Origin of the sequence: Halococcus sp. PRR34 (genome assembly GCF_028617175.1) — an archaeon.
In the GTDB taxonomy this organism is placed as follows: Archaea; Halobacteriota; Halobacteria; order Halobacteriales; family Halococcaceae; genus Halococcus; species Halococcus salifodinae.
In genome coordinates this window covers 75,001-89,658 of the sequence record NZ_JAQJDA010000014.1, presented here as the reverse complement: position 1 = coordinate 89,658, position 14,658 = coordinate 75,001, and the positions used below count along the sequence as shown (strand labels likewise).

At 62.5% G+C, this 14,658-nt stretch carries 14 protein-coding genes and 4 pseudogenes; 8 read left to right on the top strand and 10 right to left on the bottom strand.

Going from position 1 to position 14,658, the window contains the following annotated elements:
- Positions 1 to 1,244, bottom strand: a 1,244-nt coding sequence (locus tag PHA81_RS15325; protein ID WP_273837451.1) for an ammonium transporter, incomplete at its 3' end; no start/stop codon positions are given.
- Positions 1,245 to 1,326: 82 nt separating this feature from the next.
- Positions 1,327 to 1,830, bottom strand: a complete 504-nt coding sequence (locus tag PHA81_RS15320) for a hypothetical protein (protein WP_273837450.1) — start codon at positions 1,828 to 1,830, stop codon at positions 1,327 to 1,329.
- A gap of 2 nt (positions 1,831 to 1,832) precedes the next feature.
- On the opposite strand from PHA81_RS15320, the pseudogene PHA81_RS15315 reads away from it, so the two are divergent.
- Positions 1,833 to 2,166, top strand: a pseudogene (locus tag PHA81_RS15315) (IS1595 family transposase); the annotation flags it as partial.
- Positions 2,167 to 2,287: 121 nt separating this feature from the next.
- Here the strand turns inward: PHA81_RS15315 and PHA81_RS15310 are convergent.
- A pseudogene (locus PHA81_RS15310) lies at positions 2,288 to 2,605 on the bottom strand (DDE-type integrase/transposase/recombinase); the annotation flags it as partial.
- Between the two features lie 50 nt (positions 2,606 to 2,655).
- Between PHA81_RS15310 and PHA81_RS15305 the strand changes: the two are divergent.
- Positions 2,656 to 3,703: pseudogene (locus tag PHA81_RS15305) on the top strand (IS630 family transposase).
- 5 nt (positions 3,704 to 3,708) lie between these two features.
- On the opposite strand, the pseudogene PHA81_RS15300 reads toward PHA81_RS15305, so the two are convergent.
- The 7 genes and pseudogenes from PHA81_RS15300 to nikR form a co-directional block, all read right to left on the bottom strand.
- Positions 3,709 to 4,071: pseudogene (locus tag PHA81_RS15300) on the bottom strand (DDE-type integrase/transposase/recombinase); the annotation flags it as partial.
- 124 nt (positions 4,072 to 4,195) lie between these two features.
- A complete protein-coding gene (locus PHA81_RS15295; RefSeq protein WP_273837449.1) occupies positions 4,196 to 4,894 on the bottom strand; it encodes an ABC transporter ATP-binding protein in 699 nt (232 codons plus the stop codon).
- Position 4,895: 1 nt separating this feature from the next.
- A complete protein-coding gene (locus PHA81_RS15290) occupies positions 4,896 to 5,693 on the bottom strand; it encodes an ABC transporter ATP-binding protein (protein ID WP_273837448.1) in 798 nt (265 codons plus the stop codon).
- Complete coding sequence (locus tag PHA81_RS15285) at positions 5,690 to 6,667, bottom strand: urea ABC transporter permease (protein ID WP_273837446.1); 978 nt, start codon at positions 6,665 to 6,667, stop codon at positions 5,690 to 5,692. The genes PHA81_RS15290 and PHA81_RS15285 overlap by 4 nt, the downstream gene beginning before the upstream one ends.
- Before the next feature lie 106 nt (positions 6,668 to 6,773).
- Positions 6,774 to 7,703, bottom strand: a complete 930-nt coding sequence (gene urtB / locus PHA81_RS15280; RefSeq protein ID WP_273837444.1) for an urea ABC transporter, permease protein UrtB — start codon at positions 7,701 to 7,703, stop codon at positions 6,774 to 6,776.
- Entirely contained in the window at positions 7,700 to 8,986 is a 1,287-nt protein-coding gene (locus tag PHA81_RS15275) for an urea ABC transporter substrate-binding protein (protein WP_273837443.1), read from the bottom strand. Before PHA81_RS15275 ends, urtB begins: the two co-directional genes overlap by 4 nt.
- A gap of 254 nt (positions 8,987 to 9,240) precedes the next feature.
- Positions 9,241 to 9,657, bottom strand: a complete 417-nt coding sequence (nikR, locus tag PHA81_RS15270) for a nickel-responsive transcriptional regulator NikR (protein ID WP_273837441.1) — start codon at positions 9,655 to 9,657, stop codon at positions 9,241 to 9,243.
- A 123-nt stretch (positions 9,658 to 9,780) separates the two neighbouring features.
- On the opposite strand from nikR, the gene PHA81_RS15265 reads away from it, so the two are divergent.
- The 6 genes from PHA81_RS15265 to ureC all read left to right on the top strand — a co-directional run bounded on the left by PHA81_RS15265 (position 9,781) and on the right by ureC (position 14,649).
- Complete coding sequence (locus PHA81_RS15265) at positions 9,781 to 10,437, top strand: energy-coupling factor ABC transporter permease (RefSeq protein ID WP_273837438.1); 657 nt, start codon at positions 9,781 to 9,783, stop codon at positions 10,435 to 10,437.
- Positions 10,434 to 10,733, top strand: coding sequence for a PDGLE domain-containing protein (locus PHA81_RS15260; protein ID WP_273837436.1), 300 nt, complete (start codon positions 10,434 to 10,436; stop codon positions 10,731 to 10,733). The genes PHA81_RS15265 and PHA81_RS15260 overlap by 4 nt, the downstream gene beginning before the upstream one ends.
- Positions 10,730 to 11,542: a cobalt ECF transporter T component CbiQ gene (gene cbiQ, locus PHA81_RS15255; protein WP_273837435.1), complete on the top strand. Its 813-nt coding sequence runs from the start codon at positions 10,730 to 10,732 to the stop codon at positions 11,540 to 11,542. Before PHA81_RS15260 ends, cbiQ begins: the two co-directional genes overlap by 4 nt.
- Positions 11,530 to 12,345, top strand: a complete 816-nt coding sequence (locus tag PHA81_RS15250; RefSeq protein WP_273837434.1) for an ABC transporter ATP-binding protein — start codon at positions 11,530 to 11,532, stop codon at positions 12,343 to 12,345. The genes cbiQ and PHA81_RS15250 overlap by 13 nt, the downstream gene beginning before the upstream one ends.
- Positions 12,346 to 12,532: 187 nt before the next feature.
- Entirely contained in the window at positions 12,533 to 12,931 is a 399-nt protein-coding gene (locus tag PHA81_RS15245) for an urease subunit beta (protein ID WP_273837433.1), read from the top strand.
- Positions 12,928 to 14,649 (top strand): urease subunit alpha, encoded by a 1,722-nt coding sequence (ureC, locus tag PHA81_RS15240; RefSeq protein ID WP_273837432.1) that lies wholly within the window; start codon positions 12,928 to 12,930, stop codon positions 14,647 to 14,649. The genes PHA81_RS15245 and ureC overlap by 4 nt, the downstream gene beginning before the upstream one ends.
- Positions 14,650 to 14,658 lie beyond the last annotated feature (9 nt).

Here is a 14,658-nt window from a genome sequence, read left to right as displayed (position 1 = left end):
CTGTCGAGCCCGTCGCGTTCGTGCTCGGGCGTGACGCGTGCCTGGCCGACCGCCTTCAGCGCGCCGAACACCGCAGCAGTCGCGACGATCGTCCAGCCCGCGATCACGACGACGCCGATGACCTGCGCGGCGAGTACATCGACCGCGAACCCGTCGACCGCGACGAACGGGAAGGCGAGCGCGCCGAGCACTCCCGCCGAGCCGTGGACCGGGAACACCGCACAGACGTCGTCGATCCGGAGGCGCTTCTCGACGAACTCGAAGACCAGCGGGAGCTGGACGCCGGCAAGCAGGCCGACGACCACGGCCCCGGGCCAGACGATCGCGTCGGTGATCGAGGTGATCGAGACCAGACCGGCGAGCATCCCGTTGGCGACGTACAGCGTGTCGACCTTCCGGTTCTTCGCGAACGAAGCCCCGGCGGCCCCGATCGCACCAGCGGCCATGCCCAGCGTGGTCGTGAGCGCGACCCGGCCGACGTAGCTGAACGAGCCGAGCTCAACCGTACCCTCGGCCATCGCGAGCGGCGCGGCCGCGGTGCCGACGTTGAAGCCGTACCAGCCGAAGCAGAGGATCAGCGTGCCGAGCACCGCGAAGGACATCGAGTGGCCGGGGATCACGTTCACCGAGCCGTCGTCGCCGTAGCGCCCGATCCGCGGACCGAGCACCCACGCCGCCGTCAGGCCCGCAATCCCGCCCATCCCGTGGACGATCATCCCGCCGGCGAAGTCGTGAAAGCCCACGCCGAGAACGTCGGCGAGAAAGCCACCGGCCCACGTGAAGCCCGTGACGACCGGGTAGATGATCGCCGCGAGCACGATCGTGTAGCCGACGTACGCCCGGAGCTTACACCGGCCCGCGACCGCACCGCTCACGATGGTTGCGGCGGTCATCGCGAACACCGCGCCGAACAGCCAGCTCACCCACGCGGCCGAGTCGCCGCTCCAGACCGCGGTCAGGTCGGCGAGCGCGGCCCCGCTGCCACCGGTGAGCCCGCCGACGACCGACGAGACGCCCGCGCCCACGAGGAAGAACGCCACGACCCCGATCGACCACGTCAGCATGTTCTTCGTGAGCTGGTTGGCGACGTTCTTCGCGCGGACCTGGCCCGCCTCCAACATGGCGAACCCCGCGTGCATGAAGAAGATCAGGAACGTGACCGTGAGCACCCACACGAGGTTGACGCTCTCGACGACCGCTTCCATCCCGCCCGCCTGGAGCGGAATCATCGCACCCCCAATCATACTCGCACCCCCGCAGTATTGGTGCTATTTTTCTTGCAACTGTCTATCTTTTCGCCGATTTCGGCCATATTCGTCATCAGTCTCACGCTGGAAGTGCAGGTAGTGGGTCTACATAACTGTTGGGTTGATATCTTAAGATTTTCGACTCTCTTAGTATTCGTATGGCCAATATGACGTATAATGTTATGTGTATAAGGTCGTTCTTCGTCCACAAAGCGGGGCCTCGGACGGTTGGAATCGGACGCTCGTTGGTTTTGATTCCGGCAGATGTTGCGTTGGGACGACGTTCGCGCCCGAGTTCGGCGACGGCCGTACCAAGCACTGCGCGGGACATGGCCACCGCGCTTGACCTCTCGTTCTCACGACTCCAGTTTCTCCTGATCTCCTCTCCGCCGACATCACCAGCACCCAGATCTACAACGAATGTGAGCAAATCGTCGAGTTTCGAGAAGGCCCTATCTTCGCCAATGTCGTCCTCGTCGCTGCCGTTTCGAACAGCGCTCATCTGTCGAAGATTGTTGATAGTGCTCAGCTGTCGCTGTAGAGCCGAAGAGAGCAGGGGCACCGCGCCAGCGGTGCCCGACACAAATGATTCCGCTCGAGGTATTTGGGTTGGAATCGGTCGCAACGGACCTGCTGGAACAGGTGCGCTGGCGTAATGGTGTTGGGTGCCCTCACTGGCGTTCTGACCTGACGGTCAAGAACGGCAGCTATGGGCCGTTTCAACGGTATCTCTGTAAGGGTTGTGCCCGCACGTTCAACGACAAAACCGGCACGATCTCCGCTCACTCGAAAATCGCACTCCGCAAATGGTTGTTCTCGATCTGCGCGTTTTTGCGGTTCGAGCCTACAGCAGCCTCACCGTGGGATCGACGTCACCTACAAGACCGTCCACCAGCGCGTCCAGCGCTTCATGCGAGCGCGTACTTGGTTCACGTGAGTTTCGGGAGATCACTTTGATGTGTGTCGTTTACAACATCAAACGAGCTGTGAAACAGCGAATTCTGTCGACTTATGGCGATTCAACAGAGGGCACTGTCTAGTCAACGGTTCAGCACCTCCTCGACTGGCGTGCGGTTATCAAGCGCCTGATTCGGTCGCTGAAAGTTATAATAGTGGACGAAGGCGGCGAGCCAGCGCGCAGCGCTGGCGAGCCCGCCGTTCCAGGTGTTGTGGAAGCGCTCGACGCGCATTTTCAGCGTCTGGAACCACTTCTCGATCTTATCACGCTCAGTGTACTCGAGCTGACCGCTCAGATCGGTGCGGGCGAGAGCGGTTAGGTAGCCGAAGCCGTCGACCAATAACTCCGCCGCAGAGAGGTCGTGACGCTCCTTCAGTTCCGAGAGGAACGCCGCGGCGGGGGACTAGGACCTAGCGCAAGTTCTTGACCTTCAGAGACGTATCTTTCCGAATGGGAACGCGCCGAGCTATCGTTGAACAACACCTATCTGACGATGAATTGAAATCGGAGATCAAGAAGGCGGACGACGCGAAAGTCGTCCGCCGACTCTGCTTCATCAGCAACCTCTACACTGGAGATACGATCAAGGGAGCCGCTACACGCGTTGGCGCGAGTCGCGGCATCGGGAGTCAGTGGCTCGAACGCTGGAACCAAGATGGACCCGTTGGCCTCATCCCACGCTTCGGGGGCGGCAGGCTCCCGAAGCTCTCACATCAGCAGTCACGTGATCTCCAGCGACTCCTCGAAGAAGGCCAACCGTGGACCACCGGCGAAATCACGCGGTTGATTGAGGACGAGTTCGGTGTCAGCTACCATCCTGGCCACGTTCGGCGACTCTGTCGAAGCGTGTACGGGATGTCGTACGCGATCCCACGGCCAAAAACGCCGTCTCGACCAGAGAATGCAGAAGAGATTCTCGCCGAACGCCTCGCCAAGGCGTTCGGCGAGGAGTCCAACGAGGAGGCCGTTGATCCCGGTGAGACGGTTCTTGGGTTCTTTCGATGCGTCGTGGCCGATGCCGACTGAAAATCGGCATCGGCTCTGGGGATTCGGTACGCCACGCATCGTGAAATACATGCCGCGAGTGAAAACCGCAGCTGTCGGCTTCTACGCGATCAACGGAACGAGCGTGCTCAAATCAATCGAGAGCCTTCACAAGGAGCGGATCGTGGAAGTATTCGAAGCGATCCGCGAGCAGAATCCGGCAGGTCGGATTCTGCTCGTCCTGGACAACTTCTCCTCGCACGTCTCTGAGTTCACACGCACGCGAGCGGAGGAGCTGGGAATCACACTGATCTTTCTCCCTATTGCATCGCCGCATCTCCAGCCAATCGAACCTGTCTGGAATACCCTCAAACGAACGATCTCGCCGATTTCGACCGAGAGCGCGGATGACTTCCGCGCTCTCGTCGAGAAGACGTTCCTCACGCTGACACACCGCCTCAGCTTCGCTGCCGACTGGATCGACCGTTTTCTGAACGTCAATAAGTTACGCTAGACCCTAGACCCCCGCCGCGGCGAGAGCCGCACACCGAGCAGCAGCTTCGAGTCCAGATCGATCGCGGCGTACAGCCAGCACCACTCGGTGCCGATCTGCACCGCGGTTTCGTCGACAGCGACCCGCCGCGGAGCACTCCGCGGCGGGTCTGGGAGGTACTCGGCGAGGCGGTGGACCCACTGGAAGACCGCCTGATGCGAACGGGAAACGCCGAACAGCTCCAGCACCGCGGCCGTCTCCCGCAGCGACAGCCCCGCTGAATGGAGTCGCACCCCGAGCGCCCTGACGGGCGTCGGGGTGCTCTCCTCGTCCCAACACTCAATAGATGCCGTGTTCAACGTCTCTCTGAGCAGTTCTTGGAGTTGCATGAACACCAGACCCAGGAACTGCTCATACTTTGACTAGACAGTGCCCAACAGAGCTATATTTCAGCTTTGGAAAATTTCTGATTATCATACCTCCATCTATATCGGTTCGGCTCGCGCTGTGTCCTTAGACTGCGAGGTGGTCGGCGATCCGGCGTTCGTTCTCTAAGGCAGAGCCAGTGAGTTCGTCCACGACCTCACCACGTTTCATCGCATAACAACGGTCAGCCATCCCGCGAATAACGCCAAGATTTTGTTCAACGAAGAGAATCGTCGTACCATTCTCGTCGTTAATGGTTCGCATCTTCTCGCTGATCTGATCCACGATTGAGGGTTGGATTCCTTCCGAGGGTTCGTCAAGTAGGAGTAGGTCGGGATTGCCTACCAACGCGCGCGCGATGGCAAGCATCTGTTGTTGACCTCCACTGAGGGTGCCAGCCTTCTGCCCGTTCCGCTCTTCGAGAATTGGGAAGTATTCGTAGACGAGGTCGTAGCTCGGGTCGGTGTCGGCTGCATTGATCGACTCTCCCACGAGCAGGTTCTGCTCGACGGTCAAGTCGGGGAATACGTCCCTACCCTGGGGGATATACCCCATACCGAGCCGGGCGCGCTCGTTGGGAGCGGTGCCGGCGAGGTCAGTCCCCTCATATTTAATCGTTCCGTCACGGGGGTTGAGCAGGCCGATCAGTGCCTTCATGAGGGTAGTTTTCCCGGCACCGTTTTTGCCCATGATGCCCACTATTTCGCCGTCTTCAACGGTGATGTCGACGTTTCTGAGTATCGGTGTCGTGTCGTACGCCACTGTCAGCGACTCGCAGGTCAGCATTTTACTCACCCCCAAGGTAGATACGGCGGACCTCGCTGTCGTTGCGGATCTGCCCAATAGAGCCCTCTCGAAAGACATCTCCTTGGTGGAGCACGGTAACCTCCTCGGCGATGCGGGCGACGAAGTCGATGTCGTGTTCAATGACGACGAAGGCGATTCCGTCGTTATTAAGCGTCGTTACGAGATTAGCGACCTCGTCGCGTTCGTCCATTGAGAGGCCCGCGACGGGTTCGTCGAGCAGAAGTAACTCTGGGTCGAGTGCCGCCGCCATACCGATCTCAAGGTGCTGTTGGTCGCCGTGGGAGAGTTCTGAGGCGGGCGTGTCGGCCCGATCCGCCAGTCCAACCCGATCGAGGGCGGCCTGTACACGCGCGCGAAGGTCAGCGTCGGCAGTCACTCGTTGAAGTGGGAGTCGCAGGTTATCTGCAGCGGTGAGATCGCCGAACACGCTCGGCACCTGGAACTTCATGCCGATGCCTCGATCCACGCGCTCGTGGGGCGACAAGTGCGTTAACTCCTCGCCTCGGTAGTAGATCCGACCGTCGGTAGCCGAGTGGCGGCCAGTGATCAGTTTCAGTAGGGTGGATTTGCCGGCACCGTTGGGTCCGATCAGGCAGCGGAGTTCGCCGGCTTCGATCCCGAAGTCGACCTCGTCGATCGCCGTGAACCCACCGAAACGCTTGGTGAGGCCCTCGGTTCGGAGCACGGTATCCGTCCCGGGCCCGGTTGCCTTCGCAGCTGGAGACTCCCTGACCGCTGGGTCCCGTGTCTCACCAGTCCGGTCGCCCGCTTCGCTCATTCGGCCACCCCCGTACGCTCGGCCGATCCCGATCGCTTCGAAGCGTTCTGGAATCGAGTGCGCACCCACGGGACGATCCCCTCGGGAATCAGGAGTACGACCCCGAGCAACAACGCCCCAACGATCACGATGGCGTACTGACTGCCCGTGACAGCGAGTTGCTGGCGGAACCACTCGATGAGGACTGTGGCGACGATCGCACCCAACAGCGACTTCCGCCCCCCAACAGTGACCCAGACCACAGGGATCGAAGCGAAGGTGATCCCGAACACGTCCGGATTGATGTAGTTGCCCCACGTCGCGTACAGGACGCCTGCGAAGCCGGCCAGCGCACCCCCGATGGCGAACACGAGAAGTTTGACTCGCCGGATGTCGTACCCGAGCATCTGTGTGCGATCCTCGTCTTCCCGCACCGCAACCATCGTGTAGCCGAGTCGACCGTTCACTAGCGCCCGTAGGCCGAGATAGATCGCTACGAGCGAGAGTAGCGTGAACCAGTAGAAGGTCGCCCCCGACAACTGCAAGGCGCTCTCGCCAACGCCGAAGGTGAGGTTCGGGATCGCGGGCATCCCGTTGAACCCACCCAGCGCGACCGACCCGATTTCCCACTCGCTACCTGCGGTCTGACCCATGAAGGTGTACAACACGAGCGTCACAACGAGGGTCAGGATCGTTACGTAAACATCGCGCACCTCGCCGTAGAACATGAAGTACCCCAGCACGAGCGCCCCGATCGTGGCGACCGCGACGGCGGCCGGGAGCGCAAGCGTGGTGACGAGCGTGCTCCCGAAGTTGAGGCTCAGGAGGCCGAAGGTGTAGCCGGCGATGCCGTAGAATACGACTTGACCGAAACTGAGGATGCCGGCGTACCCCCAGACGAAACACAGTGAGAGCCCGAGAATCGCAGAGAAGAGAAACTGTGCAGCATTTGATGCAGCGTACCCTCCGAATAGGAATGGGTAGACTAGAAGCAATGTGAACAGCGAAAGAAAGCCGATCCAGAACCTGCGAGTGTTCCCAGTCGTGTTTGGACCCTCGAAGGGTGCACGTGCTCGATCAAAGGCACTTCTGAGTCTCATCTCACTCACCCACCATGCGGTCGCGAATGTCCTCGATCAGCCCCGTCAGCCCGTTTGACAGTAGCCGGATGACGAGAATGGCGGTCAACAGCATGGCGATCTGGCCGAAGAATGTCCCGTACAGGTTGGTGAATAGCGCGTTGATCGCCCCGAGCACACCTCCCGAGAGCGTCGTGCCGAACAGGACCGATGGGCCGCCCACCACGACTGCGACGAACGCTTCCACGAGGAACGCCGAACCCATCGACGGGACCACGGTGAGCGAGGGGGCATACAGCGCGCCGGTCAGGCCCGCAAGCGCCGACCCGATCACAAATGTCGTCGTATACATCCGGTCGGTGTCCACGCCGAGCGAGCGCGCCGTGTCGGCATCCTGAATCGTCGCTCGCGCCCGGATGCCGAACTCCGTGCGCGTGAACACGACGTAGAGCCCGAGGAGCACACAGACGGCGACAACCGCGAGCAGGACACGATAGATCGAGTACGAGAACGCGCCGTACTGGACGCTGCCAAGCGGCGTTCCGAGCTGTGGAATCGAGTTACCGAAAACGATCCGGATGCCTTGAGTGAGCAAGAGCCCGATCGCCCACGTCGCCACCATCGAGTCCAGCAGGCGATCGTACAACGGGTCGATGACGGATCGGCCGAGTGTCCGCTCGGTTATCCAGTTGATGGCCGCGCCGGTGATGATGGTCCGCTCGACGACGAAGCCGAAGATCGCCGTGACGAGAACCCCGACGGCCATCGCGGCCACGAGCGGCACGCCGGCGTTCGCAGCCAGCGTCGTGCCGTAGGCACCGATCATGATGAACTCGCCGTGACCGAGGTTGATGACGCCCATCATCCCGAAGATGACGGCGAGGCCGACCGCCGAGAGCACGATGAACGCGAAGCTATCGGCGAACTGAAAGAGGAGGTTGATCGGGTTCATTGCGTGGCGTCGGCCTCCTCGAAGTAGTCTGCCGGGACGTACTGGGTGGTCTCCTCGTTCTCGGTGAGGTCACAGCCAACGGTTTCGGAGAGGAACTGCTCGGGGATCATCTCCTCCGCTTCGACGGTGATGTTGTGGTCGGCGTCACACCGGAACACCCGCATGTTGTGAGTCATGTGGTGGACCGGTCCTTGCAGGGAGATGTCGCCCTCAGGGGCCGAAATCTCCATTCCACTTTCGAGTTCCTCGATGATATCCGACTGGTTCGTCGAGCCCACAGCCTCGGCGGCTTGGGCGTACATCTTGATCGAGAAGTAGTTGTTCACCGCCTCCTCGTTGATGTAGGGCGCGTCGGGGAACTTCTCGTAGTAGCGATCCCGGAACGCCTGATTGCGCTCGGTGGGGATCTCCTGCATGTAGTTGAACCCGCCGTAGACGTTCGCCATCGCGGGCGGATCGAGGCGCTCGTGCTGGTAGCCCTGGGCCATCACCGTGGAGGTGCCCATCGGCACTTCGAGTCCGGCGGAGGTGCGCTGGTTCCAGAAGGAGGTGTGGTTCGCACCGACCAGCAGCGCCATCACGAAGTCCGGATCGGCGTTCTGGATGTTGTTGATCGTGGAGCCGAAGTCCGTGACAGAGAGAGGGATGAATTCCTCGCCCATCACGTTAGCATCGTTCTCGTCGGCGAGCACGCGCACCCAGTCCGCCGAGAGCTGGCCGAAGTTGTAGTCCGCAGCGATGGTGTAGACATCTGAGCCGAACTCCTCGATCATGTAGGGAAACACCGAGCCCAACTGCTGGCGCGCCGTCGCACCCATACAGAAGGTGTAAGCGTCACAGACGCCGCCCTCGTACTGTGTGGTGTAGAAGTACAGTTGCTCGTTCTGGTCGATGATCGGCCGGATGGTTTCGCGGGTCGCTGAGGAATAACCAGCCCAAAGCGCATCGACGTTCTCGTCTCGAATGGCCTGGCGCGTGAGCTCTTGGTAGCGCTGGTTGTCCGACTGAGGATCAGGGGTGAACGTCTGAATCTCGTTGTCGAGGATCCCACCGTTCTGATTGAGTTCCTCGACGGCGAGCATGCTGGCGTTATACTTGGGCGTGCCGTTCAACGCGAAGTTGCCGGATCGGTCCTCGAGGATACCGAGCTTGACCGTTTCACCGCCCGACGATCCGCCCAGTACCCCCGATACATCACCGCTGCACCCGGCCAGCACGGTGCCCGCCGCGGTAACGCCCGCCGTGAGGAAACTCCGCCGACTCGTGGGCGCGGACCGATTCATGCGCGGCCACCCGAAGATTTTTCGATTTCTTCGATTTCAAGCCGGGAAATCTTTGTCTTTGTGCAGGATTTTCTGTCAGAGCAGATGATGTCGTCCATGCTTTCTCGACACTCAACCGTGGATCGGAGATAGTGGATAAACCTTTTCGTATGGATATTATGCCTTTACCACTTTCCACGGTGGTGTTTAAGGTAGTTAATAGAATCCCGCAGTGAGTGACGGAATGTTGGATTCGCAACGCAAAAATAGCCGTGTCACCGATCCGCTGCCATGACGGCGAGTTCGACCCGATGGACGCCGTTCACGGGCCGGAGCCGGTCAAGTAGCTGCTCGATGTTCTCTCCGGTCCCCTCAACCGCGATCGACTCCAGACAGAGGTGGTCGCTCAGGTGGACGTGATGAACCGCGATGATCGTGCCTGCGAAGTCGTGCTGGAGGGTGGTCATCTCCTCGGTGACGTCGCTTGCTTCGTGATCGTAGAGCACGACGACCGTTCCGCTGAGGCGTCCCGAGAGTCCGGTCTGGCGATTGAACTCGGTCACGAACGCCCGGAGCGCATCCCTCGTCGCCTCGGATCGACTCTCGTAGCCGCCCGCCTCCACGACGTCATCTACCGCAGCGAGGAGATCCGGTGGAAGGGTGACACTCATTCGATCGACGTCGGTGGTCATGACGGCGCGTACTCTCACCGGCCGTTTAATCGTTGCTTCGTCCAGTAGGACTCGTTGTCCGCCTCAGTATTACGAATCGGCACAAAAGTATTACCAGGGCAGCCCGCGGCGTCTTCGATACCGATGCACATACCGGACGGATTTCTCGACCCGTGGGTGGCAGGGGCCTTCTGGCTCGGTTCGGGGGTGGCGATCGGGCTCGCCGTCCGCCGGGCGCAAAGCGAACTCGGCGACGAACGAACTCCTCTGCTCGGGGTGATCGCGGCGGGAATCTTCGCCGCACAGATGTTGAACTGGCCGATCCCTGGAGGGACTAGCGCCCACTTCGTCGGGGGAGCCTTCGCCGGCGTTCTCTTGGGTCCCTCCCTCGGGATACTCGCCATGACCGCCGTCGTCACCATCCAGGCGCTGGTCTTCGGCGACGGTGGCATCGTCGCACTGGGAGCGAACCTGTTCTCGATGGCAGTCGTGGACGTGCTCGTAGGCTACGCGCTCTTCCGGGCGTTTCGTGGCGTCCACGAGACCGGGGCGGCGTTCGTGGCCGGCTGGGCCGCGATCACGGTCTCGGCGCTCGTCGTCGGCGTCGGTGTCGGGCTCTCCTCGGCGTTCGCGTACGAACTGGGTACGACGGTGTCGGTCATGGGTGTCGGCCACGCCGTGCTGGGTCTCGTGGAAGGAGCGATCACGGCCTGCGTTTACGGCTACGTGTCGAGCGCCCGTCCGGATCTCGTGCTCGGCCGGCGTGAAGACGACATGCTTGCATCGGAGGTGGGCTCGTGAGTGCCGTCCGCTCGAAACCGTGGGTCCGCTATGCGGTGCTCGGTCTGCTCGTCCTCGTGGTCCTCGCCCCCGTCTTCGGGTGGGCCGCGGGCGCGGTCGGCTACGCTGAACCCCTCGAAAACGCCGCCGAAGCGACGGGCGCGGCCGACGCCGCCACCACAATAAACCCCGGAGTGCTTCCTGACTACTCGGTTCCCGGACTGGCCGGTTCTGCGGGAACGTTCGTCTCGGCACTGGTCGGGACGACCCTCACGCTCGGGGTCGGGATCGGGGTCGGACGCCTCCTCGACGGGTGACTGGGGAACTCGCGAACTCAACCGAAACCGTCTCGTCGGCACTCCGGGACTTCTTCGCGGCCGAACGAATCGAGGCCGAGGACGGGTTTCTCCAGACCCGCGACCCGCGCGTCGCCGTGCTGTCCGTCGCCGGCCTCGCGCTCGCGGTGATGCTCACGCGAACGCTTCCCGTCGTGGTCTCGCTCGGGGGCGTCGCGGTGGTACTGGCGTGGCGCTCGTCGGTCCCGCTACGGCGGCTCCTCGCGCGTTCGTTGGTCGTCCCGCTCACTTCGGCGGTGATCGTCCTTCCCCAGGCCGTTCTGTTGCCGGGCGAGACGCTCGTCGGGGTGGCCGGTTTCGCCGTGACGGACGCCGGCGTGGCGTACGTGCTCCTGTTCACGCTGCGCGTCGGCGTGGGCGTCGGATTGCTGTCGTTGCTGGTGCTGACGACGCCCTTTTCGGTCGTCGTGGCGGCGATGCGGGACCTGCGTGTTCCGGTCGCCATCGTGTGGGTCACCGCGATCACCTACCGCTATCTCTTCGTGTTCTTCGACGAACTCCGGCGACTGATCCTCGCGCGAAACAGCCGCACCGCCGGTGAGGCGAGCGTTCATAGGGGCTGGCGCGATGCCCGAGGGATCGCGGGGACGTTCTTGCTTCGGACACTTGACCGCGGCGAGCGGGTCGGCCGCGGGATGCGGGCCCGCGGCGGCGCTCGTCCGCCCTCGCCGTACGGGCGCTCCCGCGCGCTCGAGGGCGGCGACTACGTACTCCTCGCGGTTGCGCTGCTTGCGATCGCCGGTTCGGGGGTCGTTCGATGGATCGCGTGATCGACGCCCGCGGGGTGAGCTACGAGTATCCCGACACCACGAGGGCGATCGCGGACGTGGATCTGACGGTTGCTGCCGGGGAACGCGTCGCCGTCCTCGGTGCGAACGGGTCGGGCAAGAGCACACTTCAACTGGTGCTCGGAGGATTGGTCGAACCCACTGCCGGAACGGTGACGTACTTCGGCGAGACGACCGACGTCGAAGCGGTCCGCGAGCGCCTCGGCGTGCTCCTTCAGGATCCCGAGGACTACCTGTTCAACACCACTGTCCGCGAGGATATCGAGTATGGCCCGGCCCAACTGGACGTTCCTCGTGAGACCGCGACCGCTCGGATCGACGCCCTCGCGGACGAGCTCGGTCTGGAGGAACTCCTCGATCGACCGCCGTTCCGCCTCTCAGGCGGCGAGAAACAACGCGCGGCGGTGGCGAGCGTCCTCGCGTTCAACCCCGACGTACTTCTGCTCGACGAGCCGCTCGGTGCGGTGGACATCCATTACCGGGAGCGAATTTTGGAGTTGCTGGAGCGTCACGACGGAACCACAATCGTGTTCACGCCGTCGGTGGATCTCGTCCCCCTGCTCGCCGAGCGGGTGGTGCTGGTCGGGCAGGATGGCTCGATCGTCGCCGATGACGGGGTTCGAGAGGTGCTGACCGACCGATCCTTGTTGGAGAAACACGGGCTTCGTCCGCCCGCAGTGGTGCGTCTCTTCGAAGGGATCGTCCCTACCGACGAGATCCCGCTGACTGTTCCGGAGGGTAGGGACCGCTTGCGGCGTGCAGATCGTTCTGTGGATCAGTACTGAGAGACGACCCCTGGATCGACAACCGCGACGAACGGTGGGCGACGAGCGAACGCAGTCGTCGGTGGGCAATTTTTGTGCTATCTCGCTGCGTTTATACTGATCGGACGACACAGCCGATCATGATGGACGAACCGACACTACGAGAACGATTTTCCAAAAGTGTGTGTACCAACGCGTGATTCGAGCCGTGACCGATGATCTCGTTCCTGGTGAGGTGCGCCCTGGCGACGGCAACGTGACTCTCAACGAGGACCGCGAGACCACGACGCTTGCTGTCGCAAACACCGGCGATCGACCGATCCAGATCGGCTCGCACGTCCACTTCTTCGAGGTCAACCGTGCGCTGGCGTTCGACCGCGAGATAGCCTTCGGGAAGCGATTGAACGTTCCCGCCGGGACCGCAGTCCGGTTCGAGCCTGGCGACGAGACCGACGTCGAACTGGTCGCGCTTGGTGGTGAGGGGCGCGCTTACGGTCTGAACGGACTGACTGACGGCGACAACGCCGGCACTGCGCTCGAACGGGCGCGTGAGAACGGCTTCGTCGGTGCGGAAGACGAGGAGGGTGCGGAGGGCGGTGCATCGTGACCCAGGATCTCTCGCGGCGTGCGTACACCGACCTCTACGGGCCGACTACTGGAGGACAGGTCCGCCTCGGGGACACCGAGTTGTTCGCCGAAGTGGAGGACGATCTGCGCACGCACGGCGACGAGGCGGTTTTCGGCGGTGGGAAGACGCTGCGCGACGGTCTGGGGATGACACCACACGTGACACAAGCCGATGGCGCGCTCGACTGGGTGCTCACGAACGCGATGGTCCTCGATCCCGTGGTAGGGATCGTCGCCGCCGACATCGGCATCCGGAACGGCGAGATCGCTGGCATCGGCTCGGCGGGCAACCCCGACACGATGGATGGTGTCGATATGGTGGTCGGTCCAAGTACGGATGTGTATCCCGCCGAGGGCAAGATCGTTACTCCTGGTGCGCTCGACATCCACGTTCACTTCAACTCGGGGCAGCTCGCAGACCACGCGCTGGCCTCGGGCGTCACGACGATGCTCGGCGGAGGATACGGCGGCGGGGCGACGACCTGTACCCCTGGACCACGGAACATCGAACTCTTCTTGCGCGCCGCCGAGGAGTGGCCCGTCAACGTCGGCCTGTACGGGAAAGGCAACGCCTCCGCGCCCGGCGCGCTCGAAGAGCAGATCGAGGCCGGCGCGTGTGGGCTGAAACTCCACGAGGACTGGGGCGCAACCCCCGAGACCATCGATACGTGTCTCGACGTGGCCGACGCCCACGACATCCAGGTCTGTCTGCACACCGACACGCTCAACGAGGCTGGCTTCCTGGAGAACACCGCAGCGGCGATCGGTGACCGGACCATCCACCTGTTCCACATCGAGGGTGCTGGTGGGGGCCACGCACCCGACATCATGGCGATGGTCGGTGACTCGACGGTGCTGCCCTCTTCGACGAATCCGACGATGCCCTACACTGTCAACACGTTCGAGGAGCATCTCGACATGACGATGGTATGCCACCACCTCAACCCCGACGTCCCCGAAGACGTGGCGTTCGCGGAATCGCGCATCCGGCCCGAGACCATCGCGGCCGAGGACGTGCTCCACGATATGGGTGCGATCTCGATGATGACCACCGACTCCCAGGCGATGGGTCGAATGGCCGAACTCGTCACCCGGACGTGGCAGACCGCCAGCAAGATGAAGACTCAGCGTGGACCGTTGGGTTCCGACGGGGAGTCCGAGGGCAACGGGACTGACGCGGACAACCACCGGATCAAACGCTATCTCGCCAAGTACACGATCAACCCCGCGATCACGGCCGGCATCGACGAGTACGTGGGATCGCTCGAACCGGGCAAGATCGCCGATCTCGTGGTGTGGGAGCCCGAGTTCTTCGGGAGCAAACCCGACGTGACGTTCAAAAGTGGCTTTCCCGTCTCCTCGGCGATGGGCGAGGCCAACGGCTCGCTGATGACCTGCGAGCCGATCCTCCAGCGCGAGCGCGCCGGCGCGATGGGTACGGCGAAACAGGAACTCTCGCTGACGTTCGTCAGCGAGGCCGCCCACGAGGCCGGTGTAGGCGACGCATACGACCTCGACAGCCACGTGGTGCCCGTCTCGGGCACCCGCAACCTCGACAAGTCCGCAATGCACTACAACAGCTACACACCCGCCGATATCGCCGTCGATCCCGAGACGTTCGAAGTCCGGATCGACGACGAGCCGGTAACCTGCGAACCGAGCGACGAACTCCCTCTCGCACAGCGATACATGCTATGAGTGATCCAC

Bases quoted from the DNA above. Each gene is read 5' to 3' on its own strand.
- PHA81_RS15295 (WP_273837449.1), bottom strand. From the start codon at position 4,894: ATGCTGACCTGCGAGTCGCTGACAGTGGCGTACGACACGACACCGATA.
- PHA81_RS15290 (WP_273837448.1), bottom strand. From the start codon at position 5,693: ATGAGCGAAGCGGGCGACCGGACTGGTGAGACACGGGACCCAGCGGTC.
- urtB (WP_273837444.1), bottom strand. From the start codon at position 7,703: ATGAACCCGATCAACCTCCTCTTTCAGTTCGCCGATAGCTTCGCGTTC.
- PHA81_RS15275 (WP_273837443.1), bottom strand. From the start codon at position 8,986: ATGAATCGGTCCGCGCCCACGAGTCGGCGGAGTTTCCTCACGGCGGGC.
- nikR (WP_273837441.1), bottom strand. From the start codon at position 9,657: ATGACCACCGACGTCGATCGAATGAGTGTCACCCTTCCACCGGATCTC.
- PHA81_RS15265 (WP_273837438.1), top strand. From the start codon at position 9,781: ATGCACATACCGGACGGATTTCTCGACCCGTGGGTGGCAGGGGCCTTC.
- PHA81_RS15250 (WP_273837434.1), top strand. From the start codon at position 11,530: ATGGATCGCGTGATCGACGCCCGCGGGGTGAGCTACGAGTATCCCGAC.